Origin of the sequence: Pseudomonas sp. ICMP 10191, from assembly GCF_001467335.1 — a bacterium.
GTDB classification, from domain to species: domain Bacteria; phylum Pseudomonadota; class Gammaproteobacteria; order Pseudomonadales; family Pseudomonadaceae; genus Aquipseudomonas; species Aquipseudomonas cerasi.
In genome coordinates this window covers 101,284-116,503 of record NZ_LKGW01000179.1, presented here as the reverse complement: position 1 = coordinate 116,503, position 15,220 = coordinate 101,284, and the positions used below count along the sequence as shown (strand labels likewise).

The window sequence follows — 15,220 nt, the reverse complement described above, 5'->3', positions numbered from 1 at the left end:
TCAACGCAACAGCGCCTCGATGTCTCCCGTCAGTTCCTCGGGCTTGGTCAGTGGCGCAAAACGTTTGACCAGCCGGCCATCCTGGCCAATCAGGAACTTGGTGAAATTCCACTTGATGCGCTCCGTACCCAGCAAACCGGGAGCCTGCTGCTTGAGCTGCACGAACAATGGATGGGCCTGCTCGCCGTTCACATCAATCTTCTTGAACAGCGGGAAGCTGACGCCGTAGTTAAGCTCGCAAAAACCGGAAATCGCTCCCTCGTCGCCTGGCTCCTGCTTGCCGAACTGGTTGCAGGGAAAGCCCAGCACCACCAGCCCCTGATCCCGATAGTCCTGCCAGAGCTTCTCCAGCCCCTTGTATTGAGGGGTAAAGCCACATTTGCTGGCGGTATTGACCACCAGCAACGCCTTGCCGGAAAAATCAGCGAGGGTTTTCTGTTCGCCCTTGATCGTCGTGACCGGGATGCTCAGCAGGTTTTCACTCATCAAAGGAGGCCTCGATACTGAAATTGGAACAGGGCGGTGACTGAATCTGCAAGACGTCTAGGTGCGTGGCACCAGATCCAGGCATACCGAATTGATGCAATAACGCAGGCCGGTGGGTGGCGGTCCATCCGGAAACACGTGGCCCAGGTGCGCATCACATTTGGCGCAGACCACTTCGGTACGAATCATGCCGTGGCTCATATCGCGAACCTCGACCACCGCACTGCCCTCGAGCGGCGCATAGAAGCTGGGCCAGCCGCAGCCTGAATCGAACTTGGTGGTGGAATCAAACAGCGGCTCATTGCAGCAGATGCAGTGATAGATGCCGTCGGTCTTTGTCTCGTTGTACTTGCCGGAGAACGGCCGCTCGGTGCCTTTCAGACGGCAGACGTTGTACTGCTCCGGGTCGAGCATCTGTTTCCACTCTTCCAGCGTTTTCTGCAACTTTTCCACGGGTACACCTCCGAATTCGAAAAACCCTGATCTGTACCTTTTCCGCAGATCAGGTGGCACGTATCATTGCGCCAGGTCAGACGTCAGTCTGGCACCCGCGTTTGTCGTACACAAACCCATTTTCATGGCGAATGTAGCGACCTTCATTGCAAGCCGGCGACAGCTCGTCCATTTTCGGGATCATCACCATGCAGTTCAACAAATCGAACAAGCTCGCAAACGTCTGCTATGACATTCGCGGGCCGGTGCTCAAGCACGCCAAACGCCTGGAAGAGGAAGGCCATCGCATCCTCAAGCTGAACATCGGCAACCCGGCACCGTTTGGTTTCGAGGCGCCGGACGAAATTTTGCAGGACGTGATCCGCAACTTGCCGACTGCGCAGGGCTACAGCGACTCCAAGGGCCTGTTCAGCGCCCGCAAGGCGGTAATGCAGTATTACCAGCAGAAGCAGGTCGAAGGCGTCGGCATCGAAGACATCTACCTGGGCAACGGCGTGTCCGAGCTGATCGTGATGTCGATGCAGGCGCTGCTCAACAATGGCGACGAAGTGCTGGTTCCGGCCCCCGACTATCCGCTGTGGACCGCTGCTGTCGCCTTGTCCGGTGGCAGCCCGGTGCATTATCTGTGCGACGAGCAGGCCAACTGGTGGCCGGATCTTGAAGACATCAAGGCCAAGATCACCCCGAACACCAAGGCGATGGTCATCATCAACCCGAACAACCCGACGGGTGCGGTGTACTCGCGCGAAGTACTGCTGGGCATGCTGGAGCTGGCTCGCCAGCATAATCTGGTGGTGTTCTCCGACGAAATCTACGACAAGATTCTCTATGACGACGCAGTGCACATCTGCACCGCCTCGCTGGCACCGGACCTGCTGTGTCTGACCTTCAACGGTCTGTCCAAGTCGTATCGGGTTGCGGGCTTCCGTTCCGGCTGGATCGCCATTTCCGGGCCGAAACACAACGCGCAGAGCTACATCGAAGGCATCGACATTCTGGCCAACATGCGCCTGTGTGCCAACGTACCGAGCCAGCACGCCATTCAGACTGCACTGGGCGGCTATCAGAGTATCAACGACCTGATTCTTCCTCCTGGCCGCCTGCTGGAGCAGCGCAACCGCACCTGGGAACTGCTCAACGACATTCCCGGTGTCAGCTGCGTGAAGCCGATGGGCGCGCTGTATGCGTTCCCGCGCATTGACCCGAAGGTCTGCCCGATCCTCAACGACGAGAAGTTCGTCCTCGACCTGCTGCTTTCCGAGAAGCTGCTGGTGGTTCAGGGTACTGCGTTCAATTGGCCGTACCCTGACCACTTCCGCGTCGTGACCCTGCCCCGCGTCGATGAGCTGGAGCAGGCCATTGGTCGCATCGGCAATTTCCTGAAGGGTTATCGGCAGTAAACAGCCAGAGCCCTCTCGCCTGACCTCTCTGCCCCGACCCGCTCGGGGCAGTTTATTTCTGTCTGCCCGAAACAGCATGAACCTCCTGCCGTAAACGCTTCAGGCATCGACCACTCTGGCTCAGGCGCCGTTCAGCCTTGCGGGATTAGCATTGATTGCGACCAGAGGACACAGTTTGAAATAGTCCCTCTGTTGAATAGCAGCAAGCATCACCTTATATACCCGGCATCGAGTTACATATTTACCTGAGGAGAACGTTTCGACCATGATGCGCATTTTGCTGTTTTTGGCCACTAACCTTGCGGTCGTGCTGATTGCCAGCATCACCCTGAGCCTTTTTGGCTTCAATGGGTTCATGGCGGCCAACGGGGTTGATCTGAACCTCAATCAGCTGCTGGTTTTCTGCGCTGTGTTCGGTTTCGCGGGCTCGCTGTTCTCGCTGTTCATCTCCAAGTGGATGGCGAAGATGAGCACCGGTACTCAGATCATCAGCCAGCCTCGCACCCGCCATGAGCAATGGTTGCTGCAGACCGTGGAACAACTGTCCCGCGACGCGGGCATCAAGATGCCGGAAGTCGGTATTTTCCCGGCGTACGAAGCCAATGCGTTCGCCACGGGCTGGAACAAGAACGATGCACTGGTCGCGGTCAGCCAAGGCCTGCTCGAGCGCTTTTCGCCGGATGAGGTGAAAGCCGTACTGGCGCACGAAATCGGCCATGTCGCCAACGGCGACATGGTGACGCTGGCGCTGGTGCAGGGTGTGGTGAACACCTTCGTGATGTTCTTCGCCCGCATCATCGGTAATTTCGTCGACAAGGTGATCTTCAAGACTGAAAACGGTCAGGGCATCGCTTACTACATCACGACGATCTTTGCCGAGCTGGTACTGGGCTTTCTGGCCAGCGCCATCGTCATGTGGTTCTCGCGCAAACGCGAATTCCGCGCTGACGATGCCGGTGCGCGACTGGCGGGTACGGGTGCCATGATCGGTGCGCTGCAACGCCTGCGCTCCGAACAGGGCGTACCGGTGAACATGCCCGACAGCCTGACTGCCTTCGGTATCAACGCCGGCCTCAAGAAAGGCCTCGCCGGCCTGTTCATGAGCCACCCGCCGCTGGAGCAACGCATCGAGGCCCTGCGCCGCCGCGGTTGAATCAGATGGTCGCACCCACGCTCCGCGTGAGACGCTGGTTTTTCTTTGTCAGGGGAAATGAGGTTCGACTCAGGTCACCTTTTCGCCCCTCGGCGACCTACTTTGATGGGGCCAAAGTAGGCAAATCCCCTCGCTCCTGTTTCCGGCCCGACTTCGTCGGGTTCCTTCGCCCTGTCATTGATCCGGGGGTCGCCGCAACGGGCCATCCATGGCCCGGTGCGGCTAACTCGGCGTCCTGCCGAGTTACCCCCGGATCAGCGCCAGGACTCAGCCGTCACTAACGTCGCAATTTGCGTCGTCAGTGCGATCGCGATAAAAAAGCGCTTTTGTGTGCAGTGACTATGGACAAGGCATGACGTTGTGCTGCCTCCAAGAATTGACTCAACGCACAGCAACGGAAGTGAGAGTCGGGAGGCCTGCGCTCTCAGAGTCACAGACGCTCCAACACATAAACATGCTCATCCATACGCTCCAATCCGGCCTTCAACCCCCTGGCACTGCTGTGCAGCGTATCCTGCCCACCAACCTTGGTGACCTCCCAGTTCCCTGACATGACCCTGTGCAGCCATGTGTGCGGCACGGAGAAGGGCGGGCCTTCGAGCAGGGTCTGATCGTATTCCAGGGTGATCAGCAAACCACTGCACGTCTGCGGCATCAGCGCTTCAAGCTGCCGCACATAGCGTTCACGCATGTCCGCTGGCAAGGCGATCATCGCGGCGCGGTCGTAAAACGCCGCGCAATGACCGATATCGAGCACAGTCAGCGCGAAGAAATCACCGCACCAGATTTCGATACCCGGCGCAGCGTAGACCTTGAAGTCGCCATGTGACGTAATGTGCGGCCGCTCACTACGCTCAGTGAAATAGCTCTCTACCGCCGCCTCGGAGAGCTCGGCGCCCACCACATGATACCCCTGCCCCCTCAGCCAGCTCATGTCCTGGCTCTTGCCACATAACGGCACCAGAACCCGCGCTCCTGGCGCAACATTCAACGAGGACCAATATTGTTGCAGGTCCTTATTGACCTCTGACTGGTGAAAGCCGATCTGCCCGGCACCCCAGCGCTGCAGCCAAAAATCCGCCTGCATGAAACCTCCTGAAAATTCGATAAAAAAGCGCCAGAACTTATATTAGATTTAGATCATAAAAATGACCGACTATGAGTCATCCCTCTATTCTGGAGCTTTAAATGTTCCCCAGCCTGTTTATTTCCCATGGCTCCCCCATGCTGGCGCTGGAACCCGGCGAAAGCGGCCCGGCCCTGAAGCGACTGGCTGCCAGCCTGCCGCGGCCTCGCGCCATCGTGATGGTGTCTGCCCACTGGGAAAGTCATGAACTGATCGTCAACGGCAATCCACAACCCGAGACATGGCATGACTTCGGTGGCTTTCCGCCCGAATTGTTTGCAGTTCAGTACCCGGCGCAAGGGCTGCCGGAGCTGACGCGCGAGGTGGTTGAACTGCTTGCCGCCAGTAACCTGCCTGCACGCATCGACAGCAGACGTCCCTTCGACCACGGCGTCTGGGTGCCGTTGTCGCTTATGTACCCGGACGCCGATATTCCGGTGGTGCAGGTTTCGCTGCCCAGCCGCCAGGGGCCGCAATTGCAGACCCGCGTGGGCCGGGCACTGGCCAGCCTGCGTGAACAGGGTGTGCTGATCATCGGTTCAGGCAGCATCACGCATAACCTGCGCGACCTTGACTGGAACGCCGGCCCCGAAAGTATCGAGCCCTGGGCTGCAGCCTTTCGTGACTGGATGATCGACAAGCTACAAGACGACGATGAAGCCGCACTGCACGACTACCGCAGCCTGGCTCCTCATGCGGCCAGAGCGCACCCCAGTGACGAACACCTGCTACCGCTGTATTTCGCACGCGGCGCTGGCGGTGCCTTCGGCATTGCCTATCAGGGCTTCACCATGGGCGCGCTAGGGATGGATATCTACCGCTTCGATTGATCCCGAAAGCATCCGACTGCCCGAATTCGAAGCAAAAAAATCCCCGAACCAGTCGGGGATTTTTTATTGGCCGATCAGCTCAAGAGCCGATCAGTCTTCGCGATAGCGACGCAGCTTGAGCTGCTTGCCAGCAACGCGGGTGTCCTTGAGTTTGGTCAGCAGACGCTCAAGACCATCTTCCGGCAGTTCGACCAGGCTGAAGCTGTCACGAACCTGGATACGGCCGATCGCTTCGCGGGCCAGGCCGCCTTCGTTGAGAATGGCACCCAGCAGGTTCTTGGCAGCGATACCATCACGCGCACCCAGCGCGGTACGGCAACGAGCACGGCCTTCGGCCAATGGAACCGGCGCACGACGCTCACGCTCAGGACGATCACCACGGTCGCTGCTGCGCTCTGGACGATCACCGCGCGGGGCGTTGTTCGGAACCAGTGGACGCTCGCGCTCGATGGCTGCCAGGGTCAGTGCCTGACCGTTGGTAGCCTTGCGCAGCAGTGCAGCGGCAAGGGCACGAGGGCTGCAGCCGATGTCGGCAGTCAGACGATCGAGCAGATCACCGTGAGTCGATTCGGCATCAGCGACCAGTGGCGACAGGCTGTTGGTCAGTTTCTTGATGCGTGCATCCAGAACGGCCTGGGCATCCGGCAGGCGGACTTCCGCAACCTTCTGACCGGTAACACGCTCGATCACTTGCAGCATGCGGCGCTCACGAGGCGTCACCAGCAGCAGTGCGCGACCTTCGCGACCGGCACGACCGGTACGGCCGATACGGTGAACGTAGGACTCTGGATCGTACGGCATGTCCACGTTGAACACGTGGGTAATACGCGGAACGTCAAGGCCACGGGCAGCAACGTCGGTCGCCACAACGATGTCCAGACGGCCATCCTTGAGGGATTCGATAACGCGCTCGCGCTGGTTCTGGGCGATGTCGCCGTTCAGTGCGGCAGCCTTGTAGCCTTTGGCTTCAAGGGCGCTGGCCAGATCCAGGGTCGCCTGCTTGGTGCGGACGAACATGATCAGGGCGTCAAAGTCTTCGACTTCCAGCAGGCTCAGTACGGCCGAGGTTTTCTGGTCAGCGTGAACCAGCAGGTGAGCCTGCTCGATCGCGGTAACGGTCTGGGTCTTGGTCTGGATCTTGACGTGCTTCGGATCGCGCAGATGGCGTTCGGCGATGGCACGGATCGACTGTGGCAGCGTGGCCGAGAACAGTACGGTCTGACGGGACTCAGGCATGGCCTTGAAGATGACTTCGAGGTCGTCCATGAAGCCCAGTTTGAGCATTTCGTCCGCTTCGTCGAGAACCAGATGGTTCACGGTCGCCAGGACTTTCTCGTCACGACGCAGGTGGTCGCAGAGACGGCCCGGGGTAGCGACGACTATTTGTGCGCCGTTGCGGATAGCCTTGAGCTGAGGGCCCATCGGCGCGCCGCCGTAGACCGCTACAACGGTCACGCCCGGCATTTGTTTTGCGTAGGTCTCGAACGCGGTGGCAACCTGAAGTGCCAGTTCGCGGGTCGGGGCCAGGATCAGTGCTTGCGGCTCGCGCTTGCTCGGGTCGATACGATGCAGGATAGGCAGTGCGAACGCGGCGGTTTTACCCGTACCGGTTTGCGCCTGACCAATCATGTCGTGACCGGCGAGAATAATCGGGATCGATTGCTGCTGAATGGCCGAAGGCTCTTCGTAGCCAGTGGCGACGACTGCTGCAACGATATTGGGATGAAGTTCGAGAGCGGCGAAGCCGCCGATTTCCTGGGTCATGGGTCTGCCTCTAGTGCATCCGCAAAGACCCATGCTTCAAAGCTGCGCGTGCCGTGTACGACCTTGAGGTCACCCTGGCTGCTTTGTCGGCGGGGATTTGCGAAAACGTTTGATGAATGGATCGTCCAGGCTAGTCCGTTGTGCGAACAAGCAACCGAAGCTGGCTTCGGGGAACTGCAATACCTTGACGAGGGCCGTGTTAAGGCCGGCGCGCACTATACCGGAAATACGCACCTTAGTGAGTCTTTTTTTACGAAACGTTGCGCCATTCTTGAGCGGCGGCAGGCCCTGAGGCCGGGCAGAAGGCCGCCTGATCGGGGCGCGGGCCCGAGATTGCGGGCATTACTGCTTAAACGTTTAACCTATTCCTGCGCATCGCCAGCATCCCGACCTTCGAGGTGTGGCGAATTGTCCCACCCCGTTTTCGGCACAATCGCCTCACTTTTCGCCTGCTCAGGTCGCGGAACGAATCGCCCCGATCAACGACGCCAGCGAGTAACCCAGATGCGCCGCAAGTGCCTCGGCTCGCCCGCTCAACGCGTCGATATCCAGCGTCTGATCCAGGTCGGCCGGCACGAGCAGAATGACGTTGCCCTCCTTCACCGGCAGCTCCCAGTAATGACGGTGGTACAAGCCGCGCAGCAGGGCAGCTCCGAGCGGCTTGCCGTCGTCGGTGGCCCACTGATTGATGATCAGCCAGCCGCCCGGATTCAGACGCTGCTGACAGCTCTGCAGGAAATTCCAGGCCAGGTGCCCGACCCCCGGCCCGACATCGGTGTACAGGTCGACAAAGATCAGGTCGGCAGGCTCTGTACTGTCCAGCAGGTCCAGCGCATCGCCGATGCGAATATACAGACGCGGATCGTCGTCGAGCCCCATGAACTCCATGGCCAGACGTGGCACATCCGGGCGCAGCTCGATGACCTCCACGTCTTCAAGCGGCAGGAACTTCATGCAGGCCTGGGTCAGCGTGCCGGCACCCAACCCCAGAAACAGCGCGCTTTCCGGCGCGTCATGGCACAGCGCGCCGATCAGCATCGCCCGGGTGTAGTCGTACTCCAGCCAGCTCGGATCGGCTGTAAAGGTGCAGCTTTGCTCGATGGCATCGCCAAACTCCAGAAAGCGGTAGTCCTCCACTTCCAGCACGCGAATCATGCCGAAGTCGTCGTGGACCTCGGCCAGGATCCGCTCTACGCGCTCACGCTCTTCCGTCATCACCGTTCCTGGTTGTCTGCGCTGAGCGCAAAATACGAATTGTCGGGCAAGCGCGCGGCTTTGTCACACGTTGTGGCGTGCGGCGCCGCTCCAATGGTCCGCCCCAGACTGGCAGAGCAACGACGAACTGCTAACATGCCGATCCGATTGCACAACCCTAGAGCCAATAATGAGCCAACCCTGGAGCCCCGACAGCTGGCGGGCACTGCCGATTCAGCAGCAACCTCACTACCCTGATGCCGAGCACCTGCACAGGGTCGAACAGACGCTGGCCAGTTATCCGCCGCTGGTATTCGCCGGCGAGGCCCGGGAGTTGCGCCGTCAGTTTGCCGAAGTAACCCAGGGGCGTGCGTTCTTGCTGCAGGGCGGCGACTGCGCGGAAAGCTTCATGGAGTTTTCCGCCGCCAAGATTCGCGATACGTTCAAGGTTCTGCTGCAGATGGCAATCGTGATGACGTTTGCCGCCGGCTGCCCGGTGGTGAAAGTCGGACGCATGGCCGGGCAATTTGCCAAGCCACGCTCGGCCAACGACGAAATCATCGACGGCGTGACGCTCCCGGCGTACCGCGGCGATATCGTCAACGGTATCGGGTTCGACGAAAAGAGTCGTGTACCGGACCCGGAGCGCCTGTTGCAGGCCTATAACCAGTCCACTGCCACCCTGAACCTGCTGCGCGCCTTCGCTCAGGGCGGTTTCGCCGACTTGCATCAGGTCCATAAATGGAACCTGGACTTCATCGCCAACTCGGCGCTGGCCGAGAAATACAGCCAACTGGCGGGGCGTATCGATGAAACCCTGGCGTTCATGCGCGCCTGCGGCATGGACAGCTCGCCGCAACTGCGCGAAACCAGCTTCTTCACCGCTCACGAGGCGCTGCTGCTCAATTACGAAGAAGCCTTCGTGCGGCGCGACAGCCTGACTAACGATTACTACGATTGCTCGGCGCACATGCTGTGGATAGGCGACCGTACCCGCCAACTGGACGGCGCGCATGTCGAGTTCCTGCGTGGGGTCAACAACCCGATCGGCGTCAAGGTCGGCCCGAGCATGAACACCGACGACCTGATTCGCCTGATCGACATCCTCAACCCGGACAACGACCCGGGCCGCCTGAACCTGATCGCGCGCATGGGCGCCAATAAGGTGGGTGATCACTTGCCGCAGCTGATCCGCGCCGTCGAGCGCGAAGGCCGCAAGGTGCTGTGGAGCTCGGACCCGATGCACGGCAACACGATCAAGGCCAGCAGTGGCTACAAGACCCGTGACTTTGCGCAGATCCTTGGCGAAGTGAAACAGTTCTTCCAGGTGCATCAGGCCGAGGGCACATACGCCGGCGGCATCCACATCGAAATGACCGGACAGAACGTCACCGAATGCATCGGTGGCGCCCGTCCGATCACTGAAGATGGCCTTTCGGATCGCTATCACACGCATTGTGACCCACGCATGAACGCCGATCAGTCACTGGAACTGGCCTTCCTGATTGCCGAGACCCTCAAGCAGGTCAGGCGCTAAACAAAAAACCCCGGTGCAACGGCCCGCTCAATGCTTGAGCGGGTCGTCCCAGAAAGGACGCTCGGCTTCCTGTTGAATGTCGGCACGGCTCAAACCTAGGTCCTTCAGTGTTCCGTCACTCATCTGCGCCAGCAAGTGACGCTGGCGGTGCAGTTCAAGCCAGCGTTGCAGATGACGCTTAAGCACTGAGAACACTGCGCCTGACTGCGCCCTTCCATTGACCCCATCCACCAACACGCATTGTTTCTGACCTTTCATCATCCTGCCCTCCATTTGGGATGACGAAAGTCTCTCGCCGGGCGTAGGATCAATCCAACGAATGTTTCTTATGCCTTCCATCCGGGAGATTGATGTATTGGCCACCTACCCGAGCATTGATACCGAACTGTTGCGCACCTTCGTGGCGATTGCCGATCACGGCGGTTTTACCCGTGCAGGCGAAGCCGTCAATCGCACGCAGTCGGCGGTCAGCATGCAGATGAAGCGTCTTGAGGAAGACGTCGTGCAGCGCCCGCTGTTTCAGCGTGAAGGTCGGGTTCTGAACCTGACTGCCGAGGGCCAGGTACTGCTCGGTTACGCACGACGGATCCTCAAGCTGCACAGCGAGGTGTTCAACACCTTGCGCGAGCCGCACATGATCGGCGTGGTAAAAATCGGCTCGCCGGACGATTACGTGATGCGCTTCCTGCCCGGCATTCTGGCGCAGTTCGCCCAGGCCTATCCGCTGGTTCAGGTGGAAGTGCATTGCGAGCCATCGGACCTTCTGCTGCAACGCCGCGACCTTGATCTGACCATCGTCACGCGCAAGCCCGGCACTGAGATCGGCACACTGCTGCGTCAGGAGCGTCTGATGTGGATGGAAGCCATCGGCTTTGCCCCACATGAGCAAACGCCCATTCCGCTGGCGATGTTCAACACCCACTGCTTCTGTCGTGACTGGGCCTGCAATGCGCTGGACGGCGCGGGGCGCGATTACCGCATCGCTTACAGCAGCTCGAGCATGGCAGCGATCACCGCAGTGGTCAGCGCGGGCCTGGCAGTCACCGCACAGTTCCAGAGCCTGGCCACAGCGGATTTGCGTATCCTCGGCGAGGCGGAACAATTGCCACAGTTGCCGACCGCCAGCATCGTCCTGCTGCGCAACCCTGAAAATCCCTCGCCCATCACCGAATGCATGGCCGATTACATCATCGCCGGTTTCAAACCTTGAGCGCGAGAATGACCGCACAGAGCACCAGAAACACGCAGAACATCAGGCGCAGGGTTCGCTCGGGTAACGAATGCGCCAGTTTCACGCCCCAACTGATGCTGGCCAGGCCGCCGATGGCCAGCGGAATGCCCATCGACCAGTTGACGTGATCGTGCAGCGCGTAGGTCACCAGCGTGATGCCGGTGCTCGGCGCCGCCAGGGACAGCGCCAGCCCCTGGGCCACGACCTGGGTCGTGCCGAAGACGCTGGTAAGGATCGGCGTCGCCACTACCCCGCCGCCAACGCCAAACAGGCCACCGGTCACGCCGGACCCGACGCCCAGGAGCCATAACCACTTCTCATGACGCAACCCGCCAGCGGCCTGCTTGCTGCGCCAATACATCTGCGCAACGTTGAACACGGTCAGCACCACCAGAAAACCGACGAAGCCCAGGCGCATGCCCTGCGGGTCGACGCGGACCGCCAGCAGTGAGGTCAGCCAGGCAAAAATGAAACTGGGGATGATCAACATCAGCGCATTACGCAGCAGAATCCGGTTGCGCTGGTTGTAACGCCACAAGGCAAGCAACACATTGGGCAGGACCATCAACAAGGCGGTCCCTTGAGCGAGTTGCTGATCCAGACCGAACAGCACCCCGAGCGCGGGAATTGCCACAAGACCACCACCGATGCCGAACAACCCTCCCAGGGTGCCCATCGCTGCACCCAGCAATACAAACATCACAATTTCAATCACACTGCGTCCCCACCCGGTCAATGACCAAATGCTACGCAGTCCTGCTCTGGACCGACACCCGATGACGCCGTTTTTTTCACGCGTCACGCACAATGCAGGCGCTTCGAGCATGCACGAGCGAAATTATCTGGCGCATTAAAGAGTGCAACACTAAGTTAAACTCATTCGACTGAGTTTGAGGACCTGATATGAGTGCCGACGAAAGCCCGACCCGCTCCGCACCTGCCGATTGCGATTCGCTGCTGCTGGATAACCAATTGTGTTTTGCCCTGTATTCCACCTCATTGATGATGACCAAGGTTTACAAGCCGCTGCTGCAGGCGCTCGGGCTGACCTATCCACAGTATCTGGCGATGATGGTGCTGTGGGAAAAGGACGGGCTTACTGTAGGGGACGTCAGCACGCGTCTGCTTACCGATCCGGGCTCATTGACGCCGCTGCTCAAACGCCTCGAAGGCGAAGGCTTCATCAGCCGTACGCGCAGCAAGGAAGACGAGCGGGTGGTGTTGCTTCACCTCACCGCACAGGGACGCGAATTGCAACAAAAGGCCTTGAGCGTACCTGGTTGCATTCTCTCGTCGAGCGGGCTGACCATGGAAAAGCTTCGCGACCTGCAGGCCCAGTTGCTGGAGCTGCGCGAGCACCTGCACCATAGTCTCTAGAAAAAGCGTTACCCGGCTCTCGTCATGCCCGGCCACCACGCGTGAGGTCTGGCAGGCCCTTCAAGCCTGTTGCCTCGCCCGCCAACGACCAGCCTCGAACTTTTTTGCAAAATTAGCTTGCGCGCAAACTATCCCTGGACTACCTTTGTCCTGCGATTAGTTAGCGCGCAAGTATTTAGCGCAATCAAACCTTCATTGAACGAGGAAAGATCATGGACACTCTTTACACCGCAGTTGCAACCGCCACCGGCGGCCGTGATGGTCGTGCTGTCTCCAACGACAAGATTCTCGACGTCAAGCTGGCGACCCCGAAAGAGCTCGGCGGTGCTGGCGGCGCAGCCACCAACCCTGAGCAGCTGTTTGCTGCCGGTTATTCGGCCTGTTTCATCGGTGCATTGAAGTTCGTGGCCGGCCAGAGCAAACGCAGCATTCCGGCAGACACCTCGATCACCGCCCATGTAGGCATCGGCCAGATCCCGGGCGGTTTCGGTCTGGACATCGATCTGCATGTCAGCCTGCCAGGTCTGGAACAAGCCGACGCTCAGCAACTGGTCGATGCCGCTCACGTGGTCTGCCCTTACTCCAACGCCACTCGCGGTAACGTCGATGTGCGCCTGCATGTAACGGTCTGATCCTGTCGGACGCCTGAGTGACCGCTGTCCGGCAAGAATCCCAGGCACAAAAAAACCCGCAGCGATGCGGGTTTTTTGCGTAACGGGGTTACAAAACCATGCTTACTTCGCACGGCCTTTGTAGGAACCGCCTTCACGGGTATCGATCTCGATCATGTCGCCGATTTCGATGAAGTCAGCAACGCTCAGCTCGGTGCCGTTTTTCAGTTTGGCAGGCTTCATGACCTTGCCCGACGTGTCGCCACGAGCGGAGCCTTCGGTGTAGTCGACCTGACGCACGATAGTGGTCGGCAGTTCTACGGAAACCAGACGGTCTTCGAAGAACACGGCTTCGCAGACGTCGGTCATGCCTTCTTCGACGAAAGGCAGAACGCTTTCGATGTCTTCGGCGTTCAGCTCGTACATGGTGTAGTCAGTGGTGTCCATGAACGTGTAGGTGTCACCGCTGATGAACGACAGGGTGGCTTCCTTGCGATCCAGGATCACGTCGTCCAGCTTGTCGTCGGCGCTGTAAACGATCTCGGTCTTGTAACCGGTCAGCAGGTTTTTCAGCTTGGTCTTCATGATCGCGCTGTTACGACCGGATTTGGTGAATTCAGCTTTCTGAACCAGCCAAGGATCGTTTTCGAGACGGATCACGGTACCGGGTTTCAGCTCTTTACCAGTTTTCATTGCATATATCCGAATTTGGATGGAATTAACCAAAGGCTCTGTACGAGAAACAACCTGCGCAGGCCTTTTTCGTACAGAGCCTTGTATCAAGGCCGCGTATCATAGCGAATTTACATAAAACTGCACCAGCGCCGTGGCAAGATCAGTCTGTGCGGCTTGTTGCTGGCACCAGCGTTCGGCATGTCGCTTGATCTGCGGCCAGTGTTCTGCCAGTGCCGTCCAGCACTCGCCAAGGTCGCCGCCGACATTCCAGCGCTGCCAAAACTGATTCACCGCTTGAGCGGCCGCCGGGGAAAGACCCGCGAGGTAGAGCGTTAAAAACGCATCGAGCTTGGGCAGATGCGCGTCTTCTTCCTGCTGATAGATGTGCCAGAGCATCGGCCGCCCCGCCCACTGCGCACGCACGAACGAGTCCTCGCCGCGCACAATGTTGAAATCACAGCTCCAGAGCAGTTGGTCGTAAAGCTCCTGACGGATGAACGGCAGGACCTGAACCGTCAGCCCCCCGCGGACCTGAATGAACCCGGCGTACAGCGGATCGTCGATACCCAGCCAGCGCTGCAGGTCGCCGAGAATGCGTCCCTCCGGCACCAGAAGATGCGTCGGCCGGTTGTCGCTGGCCAGGACGTCAAGCCAACTGCCGAGCGCGGGGTTTTCATAGGCAAATACCGAGATCAACCGCGCCTCGGCCAACGCTTCGATACCCAACCCCTTCAGAAAGCCCTGTTTCGCAGCCATGTCTCGCTGAAACACCTGACGCTGCTCGATCAGGTTTGCTTCGCGCAGCAACCCACCCGTGGCCTCGGAAAAGCCCGGGAAGAAAAAGAACTTCTTCAAACCGTTCGACTGTGGCGAAGGCAGGCCGTGGCAGCCGGACACCCAGTCTTCGGCGCTGAGGTAATCGAGATTCAGCCACAGCGGCCTTGGCGAACGCTGCAGCATCGATTCGGTGTAGCGCGTCGGCAAGCGGCAGGCGAAGGCTTCGATGACCACGTCAGGAATATCGGTACTCACCCAGTCGGTCGGCCACTGGCAGACGCTCACGCCCTCTTGCCACTGTTGCCGGGCCTGTGGATCTGCACCGGGGCACAAGCGAACGAAAGCCGACAGATCATCGATCCATAAACGCACCTGCAGGCCGTGCTCGGCAGCCAGCTGGCGCGCCAGCCGCCAGGTCACACCCGCATCACCGTAGTTGTCGACTACGCTGCAAAAAATATCCCACGAGGCTTTCATCCTGACTCCCTGAGGCTGGATGGCAAAAAACGCTGATTGTCGTTCAGAACGGCACGTTGTCACCAGCCTGGTGCCGCCAGGCAAACATGCTGCACAGTTTTCATGCCTGGGCATCAGGCATGGCACAAT

The 15,220-nt window shown here is 59.4% G+C and carries 16 protein-coding genes; 7 read left to right on the top strand and 9 right to left on the bottom strand.

What is annotated here, in order from left to right:
* Both AO388_RS26035 and msrB read right to left on the bottom strand, forming a co-directional pair.
* Entirely contained in the window at positions 1–486 is a 486-nt protein-coding gene (locus AO388_RS26035; protein ID WP_003369788.1) for a glutathione peroxidase, read from the bottom strand.
* Positions 487–543: 57 nt separating this feature from the next.
* The gene (msrB, locus tag AO388_RS26030; RefSeq protein WP_003434456.1) at positions 544–939 is read right to left on the bottom strand and encodes a peptide-methionine (R)-S-oxide reductase MsrB; all 396 of its coding nucleotides are present in this window, start codon (positions 937–939) and stop codon (positions 544–546) included.
* A gap of 188 nt (positions 940–1,127) precedes the next feature.
* On the opposite strand from msrB, the gene AO388_RS26025 reads away from it, so the two are divergent.
* Both AO388_RS26025 and htpX read left to right on the top strand, forming a co-directional pair.
* On the top strand, positions 1,128–2,339 hold the full coding sequence (locus AO388_RS26025) for a pyridoxal phosphate-dependent aminotransferase (RefSeq protein ID WP_003314686.1): 1,212 nt from the start codon (positions 1,128–1,130) through the stop codon (positions 2,337–2,339).
* Positions 2,340–2,604: 265 nt separating this feature from the next.
* Positions 2,605–3,492 carry a protease HtpX gene (htpX, locus tag AO388_RS26020; RefSeq protein ID WP_003369784.1) on the top strand — a complete coding sequence of 296 codons (888 nt, stop codon included), beginning with the start codon at positions 2,605–2,607 and terminating at the stop codon, positions 3,490–3,492.
* 430 nt (positions 3,493–3,922) lie between these two features.
* Here the strand turns inward: htpX and AO388_RS26015 are convergent, their stop codons facing one another.
* A complete protein-coding gene (locus tag AO388_RS26015) occupies positions 3,923–4,579 on the bottom strand; it encodes a thiopurine S-methyltransferase (RefSeq protein WP_058417430.1) in 657 nt (218 codons plus the stop codon).
* Between the two features lie 101 nt (positions 4,580–4,680).
* On the opposite strand from AO388_RS26015, the gene AO388_RS26010 reads away from it, so the two are divergent.
* Positions 4,681–5,448 carry a DODA-type extradiol aromatic ring-opening family dioxygenase gene (locus tag AO388_RS26010; protein ID WP_003369780.1) on the top strand — a complete coding sequence of 256 codons (768 nt, stop codon included), beginning with the start codon at positions 4,681–4,683 and terminating at the stop codon, positions 5,446–5,448.
* A gap of 90 nt (positions 5,449–5,538) precedes the next feature.
* Here AO388_RS26010 and AO388_RS26005 read toward each other — a convergent pair whose 3' ends face one another.
* Both AO388_RS26005 and AO388_RS26000 read right to left on the bottom strand, forming a co-directional pair.
* Positions 5,539–7,245: a DEAD/DEAH box helicase gene (locus AO388_RS26005; RefSeq protein ID WP_170846046.1), complete on the bottom strand. Its 1,707-nt coding sequence runs from the start codon at positions 7,243–7,245 to the stop codon at positions 5,539–5,541.
* Between the two features lie 420 nt (positions 7,246–7,665).
* Positions 7,666–8,427, bottom strand: a complete 762-nt coding sequence (locus tag AO388_RS26000) for a spermidine synthase (RefSeq protein ID WP_003369776.1) — start codon at positions 8,425–8,427, stop codon at positions 7,666–7,668.
* Positions 8,428–8,596: 169 nt separating this feature from the next.
* On the opposite strand from AO388_RS26000, the gene AO388_RS25995 reads away from it, so the two are divergent.
* Positions 8,597–9,943, top strand: coding sequence for a class II 3-deoxy-7-phosphoheptulonate synthase (locus AO388_RS25995; protein ID WP_003418074.1), 1,347 nt, complete (start codon positions 8,597–8,599; stop codon positions 9,941–9,943).
* Between the two features lie 27 nt (positions 9,944–9,970).
* Here AO388_RS25995 and AO388_RS25990 read toward each other — a convergent pair whose 3' ends face one another.
* On the bottom strand, positions 9,971–10,204 hold the full coding sequence (locus AO388_RS25990) for a DUF1127 domain-containing protein (protein WP_058417429.1): 234 nt from the start codon (positions 10,202–10,204) through the stop codon (positions 9,971–9,973).
* A 94-nt stretch (positions 10,205–10,298) separates the two neighbouring features.
* On the opposite strand from AO388_RS25990, the gene AO388_RS25985 reads away from it, so the two are divergent.
* Positions 10,299–11,153: a LysR substrate-binding domain-containing protein gene (locus tag AO388_RS25985; RefSeq protein ID WP_003434445.1), complete on the top strand. Its 855-nt coding sequence runs from the start codon at positions 10,299–10,301 to the stop codon at positions 11,151–11,153.
* Here AO388_RS25985 and AO388_RS25980 read toward each other — a convergent pair.
* Complete coding sequence (locus AO388_RS25980) at positions 11,143–11,889, bottom strand: sulfite exporter TauE/SafE family protein (RefSeq protein WP_032703082.1); 747 nt, start codon at positions 11,887–11,889, stop codon at positions 11,143–11,145. The two genes, AO388_RS25985 and AO388_RS25980, sit on opposite strands and share 11 nt — an antisense overlap.
* A gap of 188 nt (positions 11,890–12,077) precedes the next feature.
* Here AO388_RS25980 and AO388_RS25975 point away from each other — a divergent pair, with 188 nt between their 5' ends.
* Both AO388_RS25975 and AO388_RS25970 read left to right on the top strand, forming a co-directional pair.
* Complete coding sequence (locus AO388_RS25975; RefSeq protein WP_003369762.1) at positions 12,078–12,551, top strand: MarR family winged helix-turn-helix transcriptional regulator; 474 nt, start codon at positions 12,078–12,080, stop codon at positions 12,549–12,551.
* Between the two features lie 212 nt (positions 12,552–12,763).
* Complete coding sequence (locus AO388_RS25970; protein ID WP_003434440.1) at positions 12,764–13,183, top strand: organic hydroperoxide resistance protein; 420 nt, start codon at positions 12,764–12,766, stop codon at positions 13,181–13,183.
* 102 nt (positions 13,184–13,285) lie between these two features.
* Here AO388_RS25970 and AO388_RS25965 read toward each other — a convergent pair whose 3' ends face one another.
* On the bottom strand, positions 13,286–13,855 hold the full coding sequence (locus AO388_RS25965; RefSeq protein WP_002554550.1) for an elongation factor P: 570 nt from the start codon (positions 13,853–13,855) through the stop codon (positions 13,286–13,288).
* Positions 13,856–13,954: 99 nt separating this feature from the next.
* Positions 13,955–15,091 carry an elongation factor P maturation arginine rhamnosyltransferase EarP gene (gene earP, locus AO388_RS25960; RefSeq protein WP_058417428.1) on the bottom strand — a complete coding sequence of 379 codons (1,137 nt, stop codon included), beginning with the start codon at positions 15,089–15,091 and terminating at the stop codon, positions 13,955–13,957.
* Between the last annotated feature and the right edge of the window lie 129 nt (positions 15,092–15,220).